Source organism: Mycolicibacterium sp. XJ879 (assembly GCF_053483935.1).
This window is the reverse complement of the sequence record NZ_JBEFTH010000005.1, coordinates 114,731-134,478: the sequence shown is the minus strand read 5'-3', so window position 1 is coordinate 134,478 and position 19,748 is coordinate 114,731. Positions and strand designations below refer to the sequence as shown.

Sequence of the window (19,748 nt, the reverse complement as noted above, 5' to 3'; positions counted from 1 at the left end):
TCGACGGTAACCCCGGGGCGCGATCACGCAGCGCGGCGAACTATCGCTCGTCGCCGGTGGGCGGAGGTTCCGCGGCGCCGCTCTCGGCGGTCGGGTCGGGTTCCTCGGTGTCGAACGACTTGGGCAGCTTGCGCAGATGCCGGTTCATCGACCAGACCAGAAGGAACGTTCCCACCAGCAACAACGCGATGACCAGCATTCCGAATGGGCTGGCCTTGCCGAATTCGGGACCGGGCTGGTTGGGCTCCTGCTGGGCCAGCACGGCGGTGATCAGCTCCATGCCGAACGTGACGGCGTCGTTCATCGGTCCTCGATTCCGGCGAACAGATCGGTTTCGGGAAGCGCAACCGGCACCCGCGAGCGGGCCAGCTCGAACTCCTCAGTGGGCCACAGCCGCTGCTGCCAGTCGATGGGCGCGCGGAAGAAGTCTCCGTTGGGGTCGATCTGCGTGGCGTGGGCGCGCAACGCGTCGTCGCGCTGGGCGAAGTACTTGGCGCATTCGACCCGGGTGGTGACCCGCTTGGCGAAGATGTCGCGGTCGGGGTCCCAATGTTTGAGCCACTTCTCGAACGGGCCGACCTCGCCATGCTTGGCGAACTCGTCCTGCAGCAGCTGCATGCGTTGCCTCAGGAAGCCGTGGGTGTAATACAGCTTCTTGACCTCCCAGGGTTCGCCGGCGTCGGGGTAGAGCCGGTAGTCGGTGGCGGCTTCGTAGGCGGCCACCGACACCTGGTGGCAGCGGATGTGGTCGGGGTGCGGGTAGCCGCCGTTCTCGTCATAGGTGGTCATCACATGGGGACGGAACTCACGCACGACGCGCACCAACGCCTCGGTCGGCTGCTCGAGCGGTATCGCGCCCAGGCACTCGTCGGGCAGGGGCGGCGGCGGGTCGCCCTCGGGCAACCCGGAGTCGACGAAGCCGAGCCAGTGATGTTCGACGCCGAGGATCTCCGCGGCCTTGGCCATCTCGTCGCGGCGGATCTCGGCCATCCGGCCGTGCACCTCGGGTAGGTCCATGGCCGGGTTGAGGATGTCGCCGCGCTCACCGCCGGTGAGGGTCACCACGAGCACCCGCACGCCCTCGTCGACGTAGCGGGCCATCGTCGCGGCGCCCTTGCTGGACTCATCGTCCGGATGGGCGTGCACGGCCATCAACCGCAGTTCGCTCAACCTGATCTGCCTTTACCTAACGTTTGTCCGGCCGACCTGCGTCGGCCCTTGTCAAGACATTTCAACCATTCGACACGCCCTATAGTTCCAGTTCTGTAGATCCATCCGACCGACGGGCATGTAAATCCAGATGATCGAACGTCCCGCCGCGCGCTACGGGCGCCAGCGGCTCTCACGCCGCCAACGTCGGTGGATCGCCGTGGGCCTGACGGTGGCGACGCTGATCGCCGGGTTCGTACTCGCCGTGATCGCCTACCAGCGGTTCGCCAGCGAAGACGTCAAGGGCGAGATGGGCGGCTTCGAGGTGACCGACGACTCCAGCGTCTCGGTCACCTTCTCCGTCACGCGCAAGGATCCCTCGCAGCCCGCGGTGTGCATCGTGCGGGCCCGCTCCTACGATGGCAGCGAGACTGGGCGCCGAGAAGTGCTAATAGCACCTTCGACACAGCCCACCGTGCAGGTGACCACAACCGTCAAGACCAGCCAACCACCCGTCGTCGGCGACGTGTACGGTTGCGGCACCGACGTGCCGTCCTACCTGGTCACGCCCTAGCCCGACCAGGTGTCCGCAAGCTGAACAGCGAACTACGAAAGCGCAAAGGCAGCCGGGTTCGCGGTGCTATGATGGTCGGATACACGGTTCCTGCTGGGACCGTGTATTGCTGCTTTTAGCGCGCGCATAACGACGGCGAACGCGGCAATACATACAACCAATCCCCGGCGCCGTGACACGAACGACTTACCGAGAAACAGCGCGAGAGCAACAACGACAGGAGCGCGACGACATGACCGACACGCAGGTCACCTGGCTGACCCAGGAGGCATACGACCGGTTGAAGGCGGAACTCGATCAGTTGATCGCCAATCGGCCCGTCATCGCCGCCGAAATCAACGACCGCCGCGAGGAAGGCGACCTGCGCGAGAACGGCGGCTACCACGCCGCCCGCGAGGAGCAGGGCCAGCAGGAAGCCCGGATCCGGCAACTGCAGGAGCTGCTGAACACCGCCAAGGTCGGCGAGGCGCCCACCCAGTCCGGTGTCGCCCTGCCCGGTTCGGTGGTCACGGTCTACTACGACGACGACAAGAGCGACACCGAGACGTTTTTGATTGCCACCCGCCAGGAAGGCGTCAGCGACGGCAAGCTCGAGGTGTATTCGCCCAAGTCGCCGTTGGGTGAGGCGCTCATCGACGCGAAGGTCGGCGAGAGCCGCACCTACACGGTGCCGAACGGGAACACGGTCAAGGTCACCCTGGTCAGCGCCGAGCCGTACCAGTCCTGACGCGCGCTAACCGCGGCGCCGCGGTTAGAGTCCGCACATGGCGCAGATCGCCGAGGACCTGTTTCTGCTGCTGCTCGACAACGCATCCGCCCAGCCCAACCTCGAACGCCACCGCCGCGCGCGGGTGCTGTCGGCGGCGGTGCTGCTGGACTTGGCCTACGCCTGCCGGATCCGTCCGGCGGTGGCCGGCGACCCGGTTGAACCGGGCCGGTTGATGGCCCTGGCGACGACGCCCGGTCCGCCGGATCACGTCGCCGAGCCGGCGTTTGAGCTGCTGCGACGACGGCCGCTGCGCCCCGCGACAGCGCTGAAGCGCTTGTCGCCACACATCGAGGACGACGTCAGCGGATACCTCGAGTACACCGGGCAGATCCGGCGGATCCGCTTGAGGCACAAGGAGTCCGCGTGGCCGCTGATGAACCGTGAGCGGGTGGGTAACGCCAGATCAGCGCTGCTCGCGGCGTTGTTCGATCGCAAACCGCCGGCGCCGGCGACCGCGGCGATCATTTCGCTGTTGCACGCCGTCGACGGGCTGGGCGCGCTGTTGAGCCTCAACGACCGCGGCTGGCGCTGGGTGCACGCCCGGGCAGCCGAAATCGCCAGCGGCAGTTGGGTTGACGAGTATCCTACGGCGCTGCCGGAGGTGAACTTGGCGGTCACTACGTCGGCGGTCCGGCGCGCGCTGGAGTGAGTCTGTTCCGGGCGCGAGCTAACTTAGCGCCTGCTCCAGATCGGCGAGGAGGTCGGCGGCGTCCTCAATACCCACCGACAGCCGCACCAGGTCGTCGGGCACCTCCAGCTGCGAGCCCGCGGTCGAGGCGTGTGTCATCGCACCCGGGTGCTCGATCAGTGACTCGACGCCGCCGAGCGATTCGGCGAGGATGAAAATCTCAGTGCGCGAACACAACTCGCGGGCCGCCTGCGCTCCCCCGCGCAGCCGCACCGAGATCATGCCGCCGAAGCCGCTCATCTGCTTGGCGGCGATGTCGTGGCCGGGGTGGCTGGGCAGGCCGGGGTAGAGCACGGTGTCGATCGCGGGATGGCCGGTGAGGAAGTCGGCGATGACGGCGGCGTTTTCGCTGTGCCGCTGCATGCGCACGACGAGGGTTTTGAGCCCGCGCAGCGTCAGGTACGCGTCGAACGGGCCCGGCACCGCCCCGGCGCCGTTCTGCAGGAATGCGAACGCGGTGTCGAGTTCCTCGTCGTCGGTGAGCAGCGCGCCGCCCACCACGTCGGAGTGCCCGCCGATGTACTTGGTGGTGGAGTGCAGCACGATGTCGGCGCCCAACGCCAACGGTTGCTGCAGCGCCGGTGAAGCAAAGGTATTGTCCACCAGCAGTCTGGCATTCGCGGTGGCGGTCAACTCCGCGATGGCACCGATGTCGGCGATGGTCAGCAGCGGGTTGGTCGGCGTCTCGACCACAACCATTCGGGTTTTGTCGGTGATCGCGGCCTTGACCGCGTCGAGATCGGCCAACGGGGCCGCGGTATGGCTGATCCCCCAGTGGGTGAACACCTTGTCGATCAGCCGGAAGGTACCGCCGTAGGCATCGTCGGGGATGACGACATGGTCGCCAGGGCGCAGCACCGCGCGCAGCGCACAGTCGGTGGCGGCCATTCCGGAGCCGAACGCCCGGCCGTACGCGGCTTCCTCGACCGCCGCCAGCGCCGCCTCCAGCGCCGAGCGCGTCGGGTTGCCGGTCCGCGCGTACTCGAAGCCGCCGCGCAATCCCCCGACGCCGTCCTGGGCGAACGTCGAACTGGCGTAGATCGGGGGGTTGACGGCTCCGGTCGCCGGATCGGGGCGAAAACCCGCGTGGATGGCCTTGGTCGACAGGCCCGCAAACTTGTGCTGTTCAGTCATTACGTCTCACCCTAGCGAGAACGCGGACGCCGGTCAGAGCGGTGTAGACAAGAACGATGAGCGCTGACCTCCTCGACCTCGACTCGCTGCTGACCCCCGAAGACATCGAGCTGCGCCAGACCGTGCGCAAGTTCGGCGACCAACGGGTGCGCCCCCACATCGCCGAGTGGTTCGAAACCGGTCAGGTACCGGTCCGCGAACTGGCCGTCGACCTGGGCAAGCTCGGCCTGCTGGGCATGCACCTGACGGGCTACGGCTGCGGCGGCTCGTCGGCGACCGCCTACGGGCTGGTGTGTCAGGAACTTGAGGCCGTCGACAGCGGGCTGCGCAGCCTGGTGTCGGTGCAGGGGTCGCTGGCGATGTTCGCGATCCACCGGTGGGGCAGCGAGGACCAGCGCACGCAGTGGCTGCCCGCGATGGCCAGCGGCGAGGCCATCGGCTGCTTCGGGTTGACCGAACCCGACTTCGGGTCCAACCCGGCCGGCATGCGCACCACCGCCAAGCGGGACGGTTCGGATTGGATCCTCAACGGCTCGAAGATGTGGATCACCAACGGCTCGGTAGCCGACGTGGCGATCGTGTGGGCCCGCGCCGAGGAGGGGATCGTCGGCTTCGTCGTGCCTGCGGCAACGCCGGGTTTCGCGGCCGGCGACATGACCCGCAAGATGTCGCTGCGGGCGTCGGTGACCTCCGAACTGCATCTGGACGACGTGCGACTGCCGGCCGACGCCAAATTGCCTGAGGCCCACGGGTTGTCGGGCCCGCTGAGCTGTCTGTCGGAAGCCCGGTTCGGCATCGTGTTCGGCAGCGTCGGGGCCGCGCGGGACTGCCTGCAGACCACATTGGACTACGTCGGCGCCCGCACCGTATTCGACAAACCGCTGTCGGCCTACCAGCTGACGCAGGCCAAGATCGCCGATATGGCCGTCGAACTGAACAAGGCGCAGCTGCTGGCGCTGCATCTGGGCCGGCTCAAGGACGAGGGCCGGATCCGTCCCGAGCAGATCAGCATCGGCAAGCTCAACAACGTCCGCGAAGCGCTGCGGATCGCCCGGGAGTGCCGAACGTTGCTGGGCGCCAACGGAATCACGCTGGAATATCCGGTGCTGCGGCACGCCAACAACCTCGAGTCGGTGCTGACCTACGAAGGCACCTCCGAGGTGCACCAGTTGGTCATCGGAGAGGCGCTGACCGGCGTCAGCGCCTTCCGATGAGCCTCGTTACTGCGACGGCAGCTGCTGCGGGTTGTGCTCGGCGACCTGACCGCCGCTGAGCTTGCGGAAGGCGTAGACCTCGATCAGGATCACCAGCGGAATCGCGACGAGAAGCCCGACGCCGCACAGCAATGCGCCGACGATCGCGATGACCAACATCACCAGCCAGGTCAGCAGCGCCGCACCGAAGTTCTCCTTGACGACGTTGAAGCTGGTTTTGATCGCGTCGATCGGCGCGAGGTTGCGGTCCAGCAGAGCGACGATCGTGAACATCGTGAAGATGGCCACGATCAGACCCGGGATGACGCACAGGAACAGCCCGATCGAGGTCAGGATTCCAACGATCAGACCCGCGATCACGACATTGCCGATGTTTCGCGGTCGAAAGAACGATCCGATCGAAACCGGTTGCCCGTTGGCGATGTCGAGCACACCCCCGACGTAGGCCGATTGGACAGTCGCGCCGACGATCAACAGCACGATCCAGCCGATGATCGACACGATGACCGCGCCGGGACTGTTCAGGCTGTAGGAGAACGCGAAGCCGCCGTCGTCGGTGGCGTAACTGGTGGTGTCACCGTCGTTGAACGCTCCCCCGAGCGCGTTGATGATCCACTGCAGCACGACGATGACCAGACCCCACACCAGCGTCGCGACGAGGAACGGGACCGCGTTGTTGGTGAACCGGTTCCACGCCCACGAGAACGCGTCGCCGATGCTGTAGGCCGGCGCACCGCCGAAACCCGGTCCGCCAGGGGGCGGATAGCCGGGAGGCGGGTAGCCGCCCTGCTGCGGCGGTGGTGGATAGCCGGGCGCGCCGCCGTGCGGCGGCGGGTAACCACCCGGGGGCGGTGGCGGCGGGTAACCCCCCGGGGGCGGTGGCGGCGGATAGCCACCTGGCGGTGGCGGCGGGGGGTAGCCGCCCCCGCCGCCAGGTGGCGGTGGGTAATCTCCGCCGCCTGGTGGCGGGGGTGGCGGGTAGTTGCCGGGGGGTGGTTGATCGCTCATAGCTGCCTTCCAGTGTCGGTTCGTCAACGATTAGAGCGGTAAACAGATAGTACTGACGATCTTGTCGACCAACGTCTGCCTCTTCGCATCCCATAGCGGGAACAAGACCGCGATGACCCAGAGCAGGCCGCAGGCCAGATACGCGACCAGGTAGATGAACTCACGCAGGACCGATAATGCAAAACCCATTGGCTGACCGGTCTTTTCAGAGACCACCTTGAATTTCACGATCGACTTGCCGATGCTCGACCCAGTCCGGCCCTGGCGGTAGCCGAGGTTCCAGACCAGATACGCCAGCGCGACGATCGGTGCGATCACCACCGATGCCTGTCCCAGCGTGGACGCTCCGGTGGCACAGAACTCACCCAGCTCGTACTCGGAAACATCTGTGATGCAGGCGGTTTCGCGGGTTCCCGCCAGCATCGCGAACCCGATGCCCAAGATGATCGTGAACGGGATGTAGTCGATGATCCACGCGAGCACGCGAGTAAACCACGGGGTATAGGCCTCTTTCGGCAATACCGGGACCCGCTGCGCGAATCCGCCGGGTGCCGGATATCCACCGCCCTGGTGCTGGCCCCCCGGCGGAAAAGGTGGTGGATAGCCCCCTGGCGTCGGCGGTTGCTCGGTCATGGATGACCTCCCCAGGGCTGCTCTAGGTGGTAACAAGCCTGCTTACAGTACCTGAGAAGGCGTCGACAGCAGCGATTTCCGACCGGAACCCGGCGTCGTGCCCGAACCGTGAGTTTGCCCGGCTTTTCAATCCTGCTGCGCAGCCCTAACGCCGGCCGTCGCCGTCGGACAGGAACCCGAGAAGATCGTGTCGGGTCAGTACGCCGACGGGTTTGCCTTCCTCGACCACCATCACCGCATCGCATTCGCGCAGTGTCTTGGCCGCGTCGGTGACGAGCTCGCCGGAGCCGACCAGCGGCAGCGGCGGGCTCATGTGCTTGGCAACCGCGTCAGCCAGTTTGGCACGTCCTTCGAACACCGCCTTGAGCAGTTCGCGCTCCGAGACACTGCCCGCCACTTCGCCGGCCATGACCGGCGGTTCGGCGCCGACCACCGGCATCTGCGACACCCCGTACTCACGCAGGATGTTGATTGCGTCGCGCACCGTCTCGGAGGGATGGGTGTGCACGAGGTCGGGCAGCGCACCCGACTTGCCCCGCAACACGTCTCCAACCAACGTCGGTCCCTCGGCCGAGCCGTCGAGCCGACTGCGCAGAAAACCGTAGGACGACATCCATTCGTCGTTGAAAATCTTTGAGAGGTAACCTCTTCCGCCATCAGGCAGCAGAACGACGACCAACGAGTCCGGTCCGGCCTCCTCGGCCACCTTGTTCGCGGCGACGACCGCCATCCCGCACGACCCGCCGACCAGCATCGCCTCCTCGCGCGCCAACCTTCGGGTCATCTCGAACGAGTCGGCGTCGGAGACCGCGATGATCTCGTCCGGCACGGCGGGATCGTAGGCCGCAGGCCAGAAATCCTCGCCGACGCCTTCGACCAGATACGGCCTGCCGGTACCGCCCGAGTAGACCGAACCTTCAGGGTCGACGCCGACGACGCGCACCTTTCCGTCCGACACCTCCTTGAGGTAGCGGCCCGCTCCCGTGATGGTGCCGCCGGTGCCGATGCCCGCGACGAAATGGGTGACCTTGCCGTCGGTGTCCGCCCAGATCTCCGGCCCGGTCGATTCGTAGTGGCTGGCCGGGCCCATCGGGTTGGAGTACTGGTCGGGCTTCCAGGCACCGTCGATCTCGCCGACCAGGCGGTCGGAGACGCTGTAGTAGCTGTCGGGGTGGTCCGGCGGTACGGCGGTCGGACATACGACGACGTCGGCGCCGTATGCGCGCAGTACGTTTCGCTTGTCCTCGCCGACCTTGTCGGGGCACACGAAAATGCACTTGTAGCCGCGCCGCTGGGCGACCAGCGCCAAACCGACACCGGTGTTACCCGACGTCGGTTCGACGATCGTGCCCCCAGGCTTGAGTTCTCCGCTGGCCTCGGCGGCATCGATCATCTTGATCGCGATGCGGTCCTTGGAGCTGGCGCCCGGGCTGAGGTACTCCACCTTGGCGGCGACCATGCCGGCGCCGGGCGGCACCACGGAGTTCAGCTGTACCAGAGGGGTATTGCCGATGAGCTCACTGATGTGCCTGGCGATCCGCATGACTCCATCGTGTCAGGCGGCCTCCCGGGTCGCCAGGCGGCTTACCAGGTGGCCTCGCGAATGTAGTCGCCGATCTGACGCAGCGACCTCGTCGCCTCGGGAACCATCGGCGCGGCGAGCTGGAAAACATGCATCTGACCGGGCCAGATGCGCACCTCGACCGGCACCCCGGCAGCTGCCAGCCTGCGGGCAGCCTTGCGGGCGTCGCTGACCAGCACCTCGGAGCCGGAAACGTGGATCAGTGTGCGGGGCAGGCCCGGTTCGATGTGGTCCAGCGGTTCGTAGACCTCTTCGGGTCTGCCGTCCTGGTGATGGCGCCGCGCGGCCTCCTCGACCAGGTCGACGAGTGCGTAGAACGCGCGGGGCGGGAACATGGCGTCGGTGCGGATATTCGGGTGGTTCGCGCGGGCTTCGTTGTCGACCTCGAACAGCGGTGACATCGTCACCATCGCCGCGGGCACCTCGCCGTGCGGACCCTCCTCCTGCAGCCGCTCGGCCAGTGCGAGCGCCAGATATCCGCCCGCGGAGTCGCCGGCCAGCACAATCTGGTCGGCCTCGTAGCCCTTCTGGCGCAGCCACTTGTAGGCGTCGTAGCAGTCGTCGACCGCCATGCCCACCGAGTGCTTGGGGATCATCCGGTAGTTGACGATGAGCACCGGGCAGTCAGCAAACCGTGACAGCCCGCTGACCAAGCGGCCATGCGAGTTGACGCCGCACGTCAAGAACGCCCCTCCGTGCATGTAGAGGATGACGGCGCGGTTACCGTCTGCCGGCAGCACGCCCGGCGCTCGCACGAGTTGCGCGGTGCACTTCGGCAAAGAGATCGTCGCACGGACCGTGCCGGGCGCCGGCCGCATCACCCGCGAGACGAAGTCCACCAAACCCCAAGGCCACGGCAGCTTCGGTGCGTAGCTTCCGATAGCTAGAGTCGGCCGGATAGTTAGCAGAGCAGCCAGCGCGGTGACCCGTCCTGCGAGGCTTGGACCGTCTTCGACAACCTCGACAGGCGCGCCGTCACTTACCGGAAACTTGCGGGGTTTTCGCCCCTTAGCAGGCGGTATACCAGCGCTGTGCGCCCTGGCAACCTTGCTGGGTGCCGTCATCGCCACCCCTTCCCTACGCCACTGTAGTTCCGGGTGCCGCCTCTTTACTGAGCGTGGCCCGTACCTTAGCTTGACACTCTATAAGCCGATCAACAATCGACGAGTCGTATTCGATACCGGAGTTGATACCGCAATGTGACACGAGATTGCCTGCCGCCACGCGGATATCCCAGAAAATCCCACTTAAACTCGGTGTGTGGGCACTCACGCACCGCACCGGACAAAAACCGTCGCCCTGGCGGCCGCGGCGGCGCTGGCCTCGACGGGTTCGGCATATCTCGGAGCGCGCAACCTGCTCAGCGAACAGGCGGCCCGAACCCGCCAAGTCATTCCCAAATCATGGGACATCCCCCCGCGCGCCGACGGCGTGTACACCCCGGGCGGCGGACCGGTCGAGCGCTGGCAGCGCGACGTGCCATTCGATCTGCATCTGATGATCTTCGGTGACTCCACCGCGACCGGATACGGTTGCATCGACGCCGACCAGGTGCCGGGCGTGCTGCTGGCCCGCGAGCTTGCCGAGAGGTCGGGTAAGCGAATTCGGTTGAGCACCAAGGCCATCGTGGGGGCGACGTCGAAGGGGCTGGCTGGCCAGATCGACGCCATGTTCGTCGCGGGTCCGCCGCCGGACGCCGCGGTGATCATGATCGGGGCCAACGACGTCACCGCGCTGAACGGAATCGGCGCGTCGGCGCGGCGACTGGCGCGGGCGGTGCAGCGGCTACGGGCCAGCGGAGCCGTCGTCGTCGTGGGCACCTGCCCCGACTTCGGCGTGATCAGCGCCATCCCCCAGCCGCTGCGTATGGTGGCCCGCAGCCGCGGCCTGCGCCTGGCACGTGTGCAGGCCGCAGCCGTGCGCTCGGCCGGTGGTGTGCCGGTGCCGTTCTCCGACCTACTGGCGCCCGATTTCCGCAAGATGCCCGAGGTGCTGTTCTCCCACGACATGTTTCATCCGTCGGCGGCCGGTTATGCGCTCGCGGCCAAACAGTTGTTCCCGGCGTTGTGTAATGCGTTGGGTGACTGGATCGGTGGCGCGGTGCCCGAGCTGCCGTGGCAGACGCAGCCGTCCGAGGGCACGACGCTCGTGGCTCGGGTCGGCAGCTTGAGCAGGCTGTGGCGGCGTTCGACTGGGGTGCCCGCGCCCATCGTGGCGCGCGCGAGCTAGGTTCTCCTGATAGCCGTCAACGCGAGGAGACACCATGCCTGAAGCCGTCATTGTCGCGACCGCGCGGTCGCCGATTGGCCGCGCCGCGAAGGGTTCGCTGGTCGATATGCGCCCCGACGATCTGGCCGCGCAGATGGTGCGCGCGGTGCTGGACAAGGTGCCTGCACTGGATCCGCGGGAGATCGACGACCTGATCATGGGCTGCGGACAACCTGCTGGCGAGGCCGGGTTCAACGTCGGCCGCGCCGTCGCCGTCCAACTGGGCTACGACTTCCTGCCCGGCACCACGGTCAATCGGTACTGTTCATCGTCGCTGCAGACCACCCGGATGGCGTTCCATGCCATCAAGGCCGGCGAGGGCCATGCGTTCATCTCCGCTGGCGTGGAAACGGTTTCGCGGTTCCCGAAGGGCACTGCCGACGGTTGGCCGGACAGCAAGAACCCGGTGTTCTCCGACGCGATGAGCCGCTCCGAGCAGGCCGCCGCCGGCGCCGACGAATGGCACGACCCCCGCCAGGACGGCCAGCTGCCCGACGTGTACATCGCGATGGGCCAGACCGCCGAGAACGTCGCGCTGGCCACCGGCATCAGCCGCGAAGACCAGGACCACTGGGGCGTGCGCAGCCAGAACCGCGCCGAGGAGGCCATCAACAGCGGCTTCTTCGAGCGTGAGATCGTGCCGGTGACGCTGCCCGACGGGACGACGGTCAGCAAGGACGACGGTCCGCGCGCGGGCACCACCTACGACAAGATCAGCCAGCTCAAGCCGGTGTTCCGGCCCAACGGCACCGTGACGGCCGGCAATGCGTGTCCGTTGAACGACGGCGCCGCGGCGTTGGTGGTCATGTCGGACACCAAGGCTCGCGAGCTGGGGCTGACCCCGCTGGCGCGCATCGTGTCCACCGGTGTCAGTGGCCTCTCGCCGGAGATCATGGGCCTCGGCCCGATCGAGGCGACGAAGAAGGCGCTGGCCAATGCGGGCATGTCGATCGGCGATATCGACCTCTACGAGATCAACGAGGCGTTCGCGGTGCAGGTGCTGGGTTCGGCGCGTGAGCTCGGGATGGACGAAGACAAGCTCAACGTCTCCGGCGGTGCGATCGCGCTGGGCCATCCGTTCGGCATGACTGGCGCGCGCATCACCGCCACACTGCTGAACAACCTGACGACCTACGACAAGACGTTCGGCCTCGAAACGATGTGCGTCGGCGGCGGTCAGGGCATGGCGATGGTGATCGAGCGGCTGTCCTGACTTGTTGGCGTTGACTCTGCGTTGAGGGTGCCAAAAAAGTCGAATTTGAGCCCTGGACGCCGAGTCAACGATTGCGTGCCTCCCACGCGCGGCGGACACGACGCAATATGTCGGCGGGATGGTGACGCGCCGCCACCCTGATGTTCAGCCAGTCAAGTTCGGCGATGTCCTCCAGACGTTGGATCTCGTAGGCGAACCGTTCTCGGGTGGTCCGATGCTGATCGCCCTCGTACTCGGCGGCGATCTTGAGGTCTTCCCAACCCATGTCGAGGAAATAGCGTCGGGTACCGTCTGGACTCCACACCGGTATCTGTGTCTGGGGTCGCGGATAACCCGCGCGAATGAGCAACAGCCGCAACCACGTTTCCTTTGGTGACTGCGCACCGGCGTCCATCAGATCCAGGGCCTGCTCGAGCTGGAGCAGGCCGCGCGTGTGGCGGTGCCTTGCCGCCAGCTCTTCGATCGCCGAAGCCTTGAAACCGGTGGCCCGCGCTAACGCATCGAGGCGCTCCACCGCATGGCCAAGGGTTCCCCGCCTTCCGAGACGGCTCGATCCGCTTGTCCAGGTAGGCGTTCGGCATGACTGCGCGGTAGTACCGTCGCAGCTCGTACCGGCTGAGCGCACCCGACGCAACCGCCTCTGATCCGATGAACGGTTCGGATATCTCCCCCATGACCGCACATTCGCAGCCTCGCCGCTCGAATAGAGTGTCACTCTGCGCCCACGGCGCGAATCTGTGGATGAACTACGCCATGTGTACAGAGCCAACGTACGAAAAAGCCCGACACCGTAGTGCCGGGCTTTTCGTTTGAAGCGACTACTCGCTGTTGAAGTAGCTGAGCAGACGCAGGATCTCGATGTACAGCCAGACCAGCGTCACCGTCAGGCCCAACGCGATACCCCACGCGGCCTTCTCCGGCGCACCGGCCCGAACCATCTGATCAGCGGCGTCGAAGTCGATCAGGAACGAGAACGCCGCCAGGCCGATGCACAGCAGCGAGAAGCCGATGGCGAGCATGCCGCCGTCGCGCAGGCCCAGACCGGTGCCGCCGCCCACACCGAACACCGCGAGGACGAGGTTGAGCAGCATCAACGCCAGCACACCGAACAGGCCGGCGACGATCATCCGGGTGAACTTCGGCGTCACGCGGATGGCGCCGGTCTTGTAGACGACCAACATACCGAAGAACACCCCGAGCGTGCCGACGATCGCCTGCGCGATCATTCCGACACCGCCGAACGAGATGACGTTGGCGATGATGAACGAGATCGCGCCGAGGAACACGCCCTCGAGCGCGGCGTAGCTCAACACGATGGCCGGGTTGTCCTGCTTGCGCCCGAACGTCGCGACGAGCACCAGCGCCAACCCGCCCAGGCCGCCCACCAGGGCGAACGGCATGGCCAGGCCCAGGTTCTGGGACACGAGGTAGTACGAAACGACACCGACGGCGGTCAGCAGGGCCAGCGTGATGCCGGTCCGGGTGACGACGTCGTCGATGGTCAGCGGGCGGGCGACACCGGCCTGCTGCTGTGGGGGGTACTGGGTCGTATAGGGGTCCGCTTGTACCGCCGCCGCACCGTAGCCGGCGGCTCCGGTACCGAATTGCGCATATCCGCCCTGTGTCTTGGGCAGCGAACGAAATACCGGGTTGCTGGATTCCCGCACCGTCGGTTCCTCTCCTGTGAAGTGGGTTCGACAGAGTTGGCGAACACACAGATAACGATCACGGCCAGACGTCGGTTCCCAAGATGCCGGGCCATTTCCAGAAAAACCTTACCCGGCGCCCCATCAGCCCGCGTGACGATCTAGATTGCATTTGTGGGCGAAAACGAGGATGTCCTAGTAACTGTTGACCGCGGCGTCGGCTTGATCACGCTGAACCGGCCCAAGGCCATCAACTCGCTCAACCACGCGATGGTCATCACGATGTCCCAAGTCCTGACCGAATGGGAAAGCGACGACGCCGTTCGCACCGTCATGGTCGACGGCGCCGGGGAGCGCGGCCTGTGCGCAGGCGGTGACATCGTGGCGATCTACCACAGCGCCATCGCCGACGGCCCCGAAAAGGGCACCGAAGCGCGCAACTTCTGGTACGACGAGTATCTCCTCAACGCCCACATCGGCCGATACCCCAAGCCATACGTCGCGCTCATGGACGGCATCGTGATGGGCGGCGGCGTGGGCGTCAGCGCCCACGGGCGCGTGCGGATCGCCACCGACACCACCAAGATGGCGATGCCTGAAGTCGGCATCGGCTTCATACCCGACGTCGGCGGCACCCTGGTCCTGTCGCGCGCCCCCGGCCTGCTGGGCTTGCACGCCGCGCTGACCGGCGTCACGTTCAACGGCGCCGACGCGATCGCGATGGGCTTCGCGGACCACTACGTCACCCACGACCGGCTGCAGTCCTTCAGGGATACGCTGCTGCGCGACGGTATCGACGCCGCCGTATCCGCCCATGCCTCCGAGCCTCCGGCGAGCGAGCTTGTCGCACAGCGGAACTGGATCGACGAATGCTACGCCGGGCAAACCGTTTCCGACATCGTCACCGCGTTGCGCGGCCACGACGCGGAGCTGGCCGGCGAGGCCGCCGACCTGATCGAAAGCCGTTCACCGATTTCGGTGTCGGTGGCGTTGGAAGCGGTGCGCCGGGCCGCCAAACTCGAAACGCTGGAAGACGTGCTGCGCCAGGAATACCGGACCTCGTGCGCGTCGCTGCGCAGCCATGATCTCGTCGAGGGCATCCGCGCCCAGGTCATCGACAAGGACCGCAACCCGAAATGGTCGCCGGCCTCGCTGGCGGCCGTCACCCCCGCCGACGTCGAAGCGTACTTCGCGCCGGCCGATCGCGAACTGGAGTTCTCATGACGAGCTACGAAACCATATTGGTCACTCGTGATGACCGCGTCGCCACCATCACGCTGAACCGGCCGAAGGCGCTCAACGCGCTCAACAGCCAGGTGATGCACGAAGTCACCGCTGCCGCAGCGGAATTCGACAGCGATCCCGGCGTCGGCGCGATCGTCCTCACCGGCAGCGAGAAGGCCTTCGCGGCTGGCGCCGACATCAAGGAGATGGCCAGCCTGACGTTCGCCGACGTGTTCGCCAGTGACTTCTTCGCCGCCTGGGGCAAGTTCGCCGCGACGCGCACCCCGACCATCGCCGCGGTGGCGGGTTACGCACTCGGCGGCGGGTGCGAGCTGGCGATGATGTGCGACGTGCTGATCGCCGCCGACTCGGCGAAGTTCGGTCAACCCGAGATCAAGCTCGGCGTGCTGCCGGGTATGGGTGGTTCACAGCGGCTGACCCGCGCGATCGGCAAGGCCAAGGCCATGGATTTGATCCTGACCGGGCGCAACATGGACGCCGAGGAAGCCGAGCGCGCCGGGCTGGTGTCGCGCGTGGTACCCGCCGACAAGCTGCTCGACGAGGCGAGCGCGGTGGCCAAGACCATCGCCGATATGTCGCTGTCGGCATCGCGGATGGCCAAGGAGGCGGTCAACCGCGCGTTCGAGAGCACACTGGCCGAGGGACTCCTCTACGAACGCCGGTTGTTCCACTCGGCGTTCGCCACCGACGACCAGACCGAAGGTATGAACGCGTTCACCGAGAAGCGCCCCCCGAACTTCACCCATCGCTAATCTGCCTTGGTGACCGATACCCGAGACGACACGGCCGAGGTCGTCCAGGAGGAGCCACCGCAACAGCGACCGTCCCGCAAGCCGTGGTGGGTGCGCCACTACACGTTCACCGGAACCGCGATGGGCCTGGTGTTCATCTGGTTCTCGCTGACGCCGTCGCTGTTGCCGCGGGGGCCGCTGTTCCAAGCGCTTGTCAGCGGCGGGGCCGGAGCCACCGGATACGGGATCGGCGTGTTCGCGGTCTGGTTGACCCGCTACATGCTGTCCAAGGACAGCAGCCCATCCGCACCGCGGCTGGCATGGATCGGGCTGGTGTTCGTCGGAATCGTGGGCCAGATCCTGATGATCATCTACTTCCACGTGTGGCAGGACGAGGTCCGCGATCTCGTCGGGGTACCGCGGATGGGGTTCTGGGACCATGTGCTGACCGCCGTGCTGTCGATCGTCGTGCTGTTCGTACTGGTCGAAATCGGCCAGCTGATCGGAAGATTGGTGCGCTTCCTGGTTCACCAACTCGGCCGCTTCGCACCGCCGCGGGTGTCGGCCGTCGTGGTGGTGGTCCTGCTGCTGGCGTTGAGCATCGCGCTGCTCAACGGCGTGGTGGTCCGCTTTGCGATGAGCACCATCAACAACACCTTCTCGGCGGTCAACGACGAGACCGACCCGGACTTCGCTGCGCCGACGTCGCCGTTGCGATCCGGCGGACCGCAATCGCTGGACAGCTGGGAGTCCCTGGGGCACCAAGGCCGGATCTTCGTATCGGGTGGACCGACGGTCGAGCAGCTCACCGAGTTCAACGGCGCGCCTGCGATCGAACCGATCCGCGCCTACGCCGGGCTGCACTCCGCGGACGGCATCAAGGCCACCGCGGAGTTGGCGGCCCAAGAGCTAAGGCGCGCAGGCGGACTGGACCGCGCGGTGGTCGCCGTCGCCACCACCACCGGCACCGGCTGGATCAACGATGCCGAGGCCTCTGCGCTGGAGTACATGTTCAACGGCGACACCGCGATCGTGTCCATGCAGTACTCGTTCCTGCCGAGCTGGCTGTCGTTCCTGGTGGACAAGGAGAACGCACGCCAAGCCGGGCAGGCACTGTTCGAGGCCGTCGACGAGTTGATCCGCGAGATGCCCGAAGCGCAGCGCCCGCGGTTGGTGGTCTTCGGCGAGAGCCTCGGTTCGTTCGGCGGTGAGGCGCCGTTCCTGGCGCTCAACAACCTCATCGCCCGCACCGACGGCGCGTTGTTCAGCGGGCCGACGTTCAACAACACCATCTGGACCCAGCTCACCCGCGAGCGTGACGCGGGGTCACCGATGTGGCTGCCGATCTACGACGACGGCGAGAACGTCAGGTTCGCGGCCAGGGCCGAGAACCTGGGCAGGCCCGACGCCCCATGGGGCGCACCGCGCGTCGTGTACTTGCAGCATGCCTCCGACCCCATCGCGTGGTGGAATCCGGATCTGCTGTTCGCCGAACCGGACTGGCTGCGCGAGCCGAAAGGCTACGACGTGTCCGGCCGTATGCAGTGGATTCCGATCGTGACGTTCCTTCAGGTGTCGGCGGATATGGCGGTCGCCGTCGACGTGCCCGACGGACACGGCCACGTCTACGTCAAGGACGTGGCGAACGCCTGGGCGGCGATCCTGCAACCGCCTGGATGGACAGCGGAGAAGACCGAGAAGCTGCGTCCGATATTGCACAGCGACGAAAACGATTAACCGGGGACGTCGTCGGCAACGTTCCGCTTTGCAGGTCATCATCATCAGCGTTGCTGACCACCAGCCACTATTCGGCATGTACGTCAATAATGGGCAGGGAAAGCCAGCATCGCCATGGCTCACCAGAGGACGACCGAAACGCCGTCCAACGAAATTGGACCGGATGGCGTCCGAGTTTGCGTTCATATCGGTAACCGCGGCACGCACACTCATCGAGGCTGATCCTGGCGTTTGCTGGTGTGCCGCCGAGGCGCACGCGCGGAACCAGCAGGGAAAATGCCGAACGAGCCGATCAGGGATTCTTGTCAACCACCGAGTTACCCGGGAAATTTCTCACTAATTGTGCTAATCATATGTTGCTCACTGTTTGCGGTTGATTAGCCATGACATTCGATGGCTTCTTCACCGAGCGAAGGGATCGACATTGCCGATGGCCAAGCACACGCGCGCCCGACCGTCCAAGGACAAGAAGTCGCTGGTGACAGCGGCAGCGTTGACCAGTGGTGTGCTCGCGGCAGCCGGTGGCGGCGCGCTTGCCACCTCGGCACCGGCGGTGGCCGAGACCCCATCGTCGTCCTCGTCCTCGGCGCTCAACGACTCGCTGTTCGGCTTCGGCGCATTTCTGCCTTCGCTCCTCGGGCTGACACCGCATGGCGGCACCCCGTATTCGCCTGACCTGTACGAGAACCCGAACAACAGGGTGATGTTCGGCTGGACCAACTACCTGCCGCCGTCACCGGTCGCGCCGTCGGGCAACGCCAACACTCCGCTGTTCGACTGGACAGACGTGATCCCGAAGCCCCCATCGGCGGGCAACCCGCTGTTCGGCTGGACCATATCCGTGCCGAGCGGCGGCGACGGGACGCCCGGCATCCGCAGCAACGGCAACCCCTCGACGTCAGCACTGCTGGGCGCCAACGCCGCGTTCCAGAACGCGGCGCTCGCGATGAGCTCGGCATTTCAGACCGGTTTCAAAACGCTGTTTCACAACGGCACCGAACCCGGCGAGAACGGCGGTCTGCTGATCGGCAACGGCGCCGACGGCGGTCCCGGCCAGAACGGCGGCCGCGGCGGATTGCTCTTCGGCAGCGGCGGAAACGGCGGCGCAGGCGTCGCAGGCGTCAACAACGGTAAGGGCGGCAACGGCGGCAGCGCCGGCCTGTGGGGCAACGGCGGCGCCGGCGGTGCGGGCGCCAGCATCACCGACGAGGACGGTGACGTCGTCGCCGGCAACGGAGGCAACGGCGGCAACGCGGGGTGGTTCCACGGCAACGCAGGCATCGGCGGCGCGGGCGGCGACGCCGTCAGCGGGTCCGGCGATGCACAGGGCGGCCAAGGCGGTCACGGCGGCGCCAACACGTGGCTGGGCAGCGCCGGGTTCGGCGGTGTGGGCGGCAGCGCCACCAGCGACACCGGCGCCGCCACCGGCGGAGCGGGGGGCGACGGCGGCAATGCCGGATGGCTGTTCGGCTGGGCAGGCGGCGGCGGCGACGGCGGCGCGGCCACCAGCACCACCAACACGGCCACCGGCGGTGCGGGCGGCGACGGCGGCAACATCGGCATCGAAGGCGACGGCGGCAACGGCGGAACCGGTGGCGCGGCGCAAACCGACGAGGGCGATGCGACCGGCGGCAACGGCGGAACCGGCGGCGGCTCGTTCTTCAACGGCACCGCGGGCGACGGCGGCGACGGCGGTGCCGCGGACGCCGGAACCGGCACGGCCACCGGCGGTGACGGCGGGTCCGCGGGCTCCGGCGGGATCGACGGGCAGGGCGGTAACGGCGGCGACGGCGGCGACGCGGACGTCGACGAGGGCGAAGCCACCGGCGGTAACGGCGGCCGCGGCGGCGGCAGCGGGTTGATGCAGAACGGCGGCGACGGCGGCGACGGCGGCGACGCCACCGCGGACACGGGCACGGCCAACGGCGGAAACGGCGGCACCGGCGGCTGGACCAGCTGGGCCAACGGCTACCGCGGCGGCAAGGGCGGCAACGGCGGCAACGGCACCGCGACCGACGGCGTCGGCAACGGCGGCGACGGCGGCACCGGCGGACGTGACGGCCTGGGCGCCGCGGACGGCCCGGGCGGTTCGGGCGGCACCGGTTCCGGTTCTGACGGCGGCTCCGATGGCTCCGACGGGGCCGACGGATAGCGATT

General features: G+C 66.8%; 18 protein-coding genes and 1 pseudogene. 10 read left to right on the top strand and 9 right to left on the bottom strand.

Going from position 1 to position 19,748, the window contains the following annotated elements; genetic code table 11:
- Positions 1-40: 40 nt before the first annotated feature.
- Both ABQF13_RS13490 and mca read right to left on the bottom strand, forming a co-directional pair.
- Entirely contained in the window at positions 41-304 is a 264-nt protein-coding gene (locus tag ABQF13_RS13490; RefSeq protein WP_448393258.1) for a hypothetical protein, read from the bottom strand.
- A complete protein-coding gene (gene mca, locus ABQF13_RS13485; protein ID WP_448393257.1) occupies positions 301-1,170 on the bottom strand; it encodes a mycothiol conjugate amidase Mca in 870 nt (289 codons plus the stop codon). The genes ABQF13_RS13490 and mca overlap by 4 nt, the downstream gene beginning before the upstream one ends.
- Before the next feature lie 130 nt (positions 1,171-1,300).
- On the opposite strand from mca, the gene ABQF13_RS13480 reads away from it, so the two are divergent.
- From ABQF13_RS13480 to ABQF13_RS13470, 3 genes are all read left to right on the top strand, one after another.
- Complete coding sequence (locus ABQF13_RS13480) at positions 1,301-1,723, top strand: DUF4307 domain-containing protein (protein WP_448393256.1); 423 nt, start codon at positions 1,301-1,303, stop codon at positions 1,721-1,723.
- A gap of 232 nt (positions 1,724-1,955) precedes the next feature.
- Entirely contained in the window at positions 1,956-2,450 is a 495-nt protein-coding gene (gene greA, locus ABQF13_RS13475) for a transcription elongation factor GreA (protein ID WP_448393255.1), read from the top strand.
- Positions 2,451-2,487: 37 nt separating this feature from the next.
- Positions 2,488-3,141 carry a GOLPH3/VPS74 family protein gene (locus ABQF13_RS13470; RefSeq protein ID WP_448393254.1) on the top strand — a complete coding sequence of 218 codons (654 nt, stop codon included), beginning with the start codon at positions 2,488-2,490 and terminating at the stop codon, positions 3,139-3,141.
- A gap of 18 nt (positions 3,142-3,159) precedes the next feature.
- Here ABQF13_RS13470 and ABQF13_RS13465 read toward each other — a convergent pair whose 3' ends face one another.
- Positions 3,160-4,314 (bottom strand): cystathionine gamma-synthase, encoded by a 1,155-nt coding sequence (locus tag ABQF13_RS13465; protein WP_448393253.1) that lies wholly within the window; start codon positions 4,312-4,314, stop codon positions 3,160-3,162.
- 56 nt (positions 4,315-4,370) lie between these two features.
- Between ABQF13_RS13465 and ABQF13_RS13460 the strand changes: the two genes are divergently transcribed.
- Positions 4,371-5,528, top strand: a complete 1,158-nt coding sequence (locus tag ABQF13_RS13460) for an acyl-CoA dehydrogenase family protein (protein WP_448393252.1) — start codon at positions 4,371-4,373, stop codon at positions 5,526-5,528.
- Positions 5,529-5,534: 6 nt separating this feature from the next.
- Here the strand turns inward: ABQF13_RS13460 and ABQF13_RS13455 are convergent, their stop codons facing one another.
- The 4 genes from ABQF13_RS13455 to ABQF13_RS13440 all read right to left on the bottom strand — a co-directional run bounded on the left by ABQF13_RS13455 (position 5,535) and on the right by ABQF13_RS13440 (position 9,815).
- On the bottom strand, positions 5,535-6,536 hold the full coding sequence (locus ABQF13_RS13455; RefSeq protein ID WP_448393251.1) for a DUF2189 domain-containing protein: 1,002 nt from the start codon (positions 6,534-6,536) through the stop codon (positions 5,535-5,537).
- A gap of 30 nt (positions 6,537-6,566) precedes the next feature.
- A complete protein-coding gene (locus ABQF13_RS13450) occupies positions 6,567-7,169 on the bottom strand; it encodes an Rv1078 family RDD domain-containing protein (protein WP_448393250.1) in 603 nt (200 codons plus the stop codon).
- A 145-nt stretch (positions 7,170-7,314) separates the two neighbouring features.
- Complete coding sequence (locus ABQF13_RS13445) at positions 7,315-8,712, bottom strand: cystathionine beta-synthase (protein ID WP_448393249.1); 1,398 nt, start codon at positions 8,710-8,712, stop codon at positions 7,315-7,317.
- A gap of 41 nt (positions 8,713-8,753) precedes the next feature.
- A complete protein-coding gene (locus tag ABQF13_RS13440; RefSeq protein ID WP_448393248.1) occupies positions 8,754-9,815 on the bottom strand; it encodes an alpha/beta hydrolase in 1,062 nt (353 codons plus the stop codon).
- Positions 9,816-10,011: 196 nt separating this feature from the next.
- On the opposite strand from ABQF13_RS13440, the gene ABQF13_RS13435 reads away from it, so the two are divergent.
- Entirely contained in the window at positions 10,012-10,980 is a 969-nt protein-coding gene (locus tag ABQF13_RS13435; RefSeq protein WP_448393247.1) for an SGNH/GDSL hydrolase family protein, read from the top strand.
- Between the two features lie 34 nt (positions 10,981-11,014).
- Positions 11,015-12,232 carry an acetyl-CoA C-acetyltransferase gene (locus tag ABQF13_RS13430; protein WP_448393246.1) on the top strand — a complete coding sequence of 406 codons (1,218 nt, stop codon included), beginning with the start codon at positions 11,015-11,017 and terminating at the stop codon, positions 12,230-12,232.
- Between the two features lie 64 nt (positions 12,233-12,296).
- Here ABQF13_RS13430 and ABQF13_RS13425 read toward each other — a convergent pair.
- Together ABQF13_RS13425 and ABQF13_RS13420 are read right to left on the bottom strand one after the other, a co-directional pair.
- A pseudogene (locus ABQF13_RS13425) lies at positions 12,297-12,906 on the bottom strand (hypothetical protein).
- A gap of 144 nt (positions 12,907-13,050) precedes the next feature.
- A complete protein-coding gene (locus ABQF13_RS13420) occupies positions 13,051-13,899 on the bottom strand; it encodes a Bax inhibitor-1/YccA family protein (protein WP_448393245.1) in 849 nt (282 codons plus the stop codon).
- A gap of 153 nt (positions 13,900-14,052) precedes the next feature.
- Between ABQF13_RS13420 and ABQF13_RS13415 the strand changes: the two genes are divergently transcribed.
- The 4 genes from ABQF13_RS13415 to ABQF13_RS13400 all read left to right on the top strand — a co-directional run bounded on the left by ABQF13_RS13415 (position 14,053) and on the right by ABQF13_RS13400 (position 19,743).
- Positions 14,053-15,102 carry an enoyl-CoA hydratase/isomerase family protein gene (locus ABQF13_RS13415; protein ID WP_448393244.1) on the top strand — a complete coding sequence of 350 codons (1,050 nt, stop codon included), beginning with the start codon at positions 14,053-14,055 and terminating at the stop codon, positions 15,100-15,102.
- Entirely contained in the window at positions 15,099-15,875 is a 777-nt protein-coding gene (locus ABQF13_RS13410; RefSeq protein WP_448393243.1) for an enoyl-CoA hydratase, read from the top strand. Before ABQF13_RS13415 ends, ABQF13_RS13410 begins: the two co-directional genes overlap by 4 nt.
- Positions 15,876-15,884: 9 nt before the next feature.
- Positions 15,885-17,591, top strand: a complete 1,707-nt coding sequence (locus ABQF13_RS13405; RefSeq protein WP_448393242.1) for an alpha/beta hydrolase — start codon at positions 15,885-15,887, stop codon at positions 17,589-17,591.
- A 430-nt stretch (positions 17,592-18,021) separates the two neighbouring features.
- The gene (locus ABQF13_RS13400) at positions 18,022-19,743 is read left to right on the top strand and encodes a PGRS repeat-containing protein (protein ID WP_448393241.1); all 1,722 of its coding nucleotides are present in this window, start codon (positions 18,022-18,024) and stop codon (positions 19,741-19,743) included.
- The last annotated feature ends 5 nt before the right edge of the window (positions 19,744-19,748 follow it).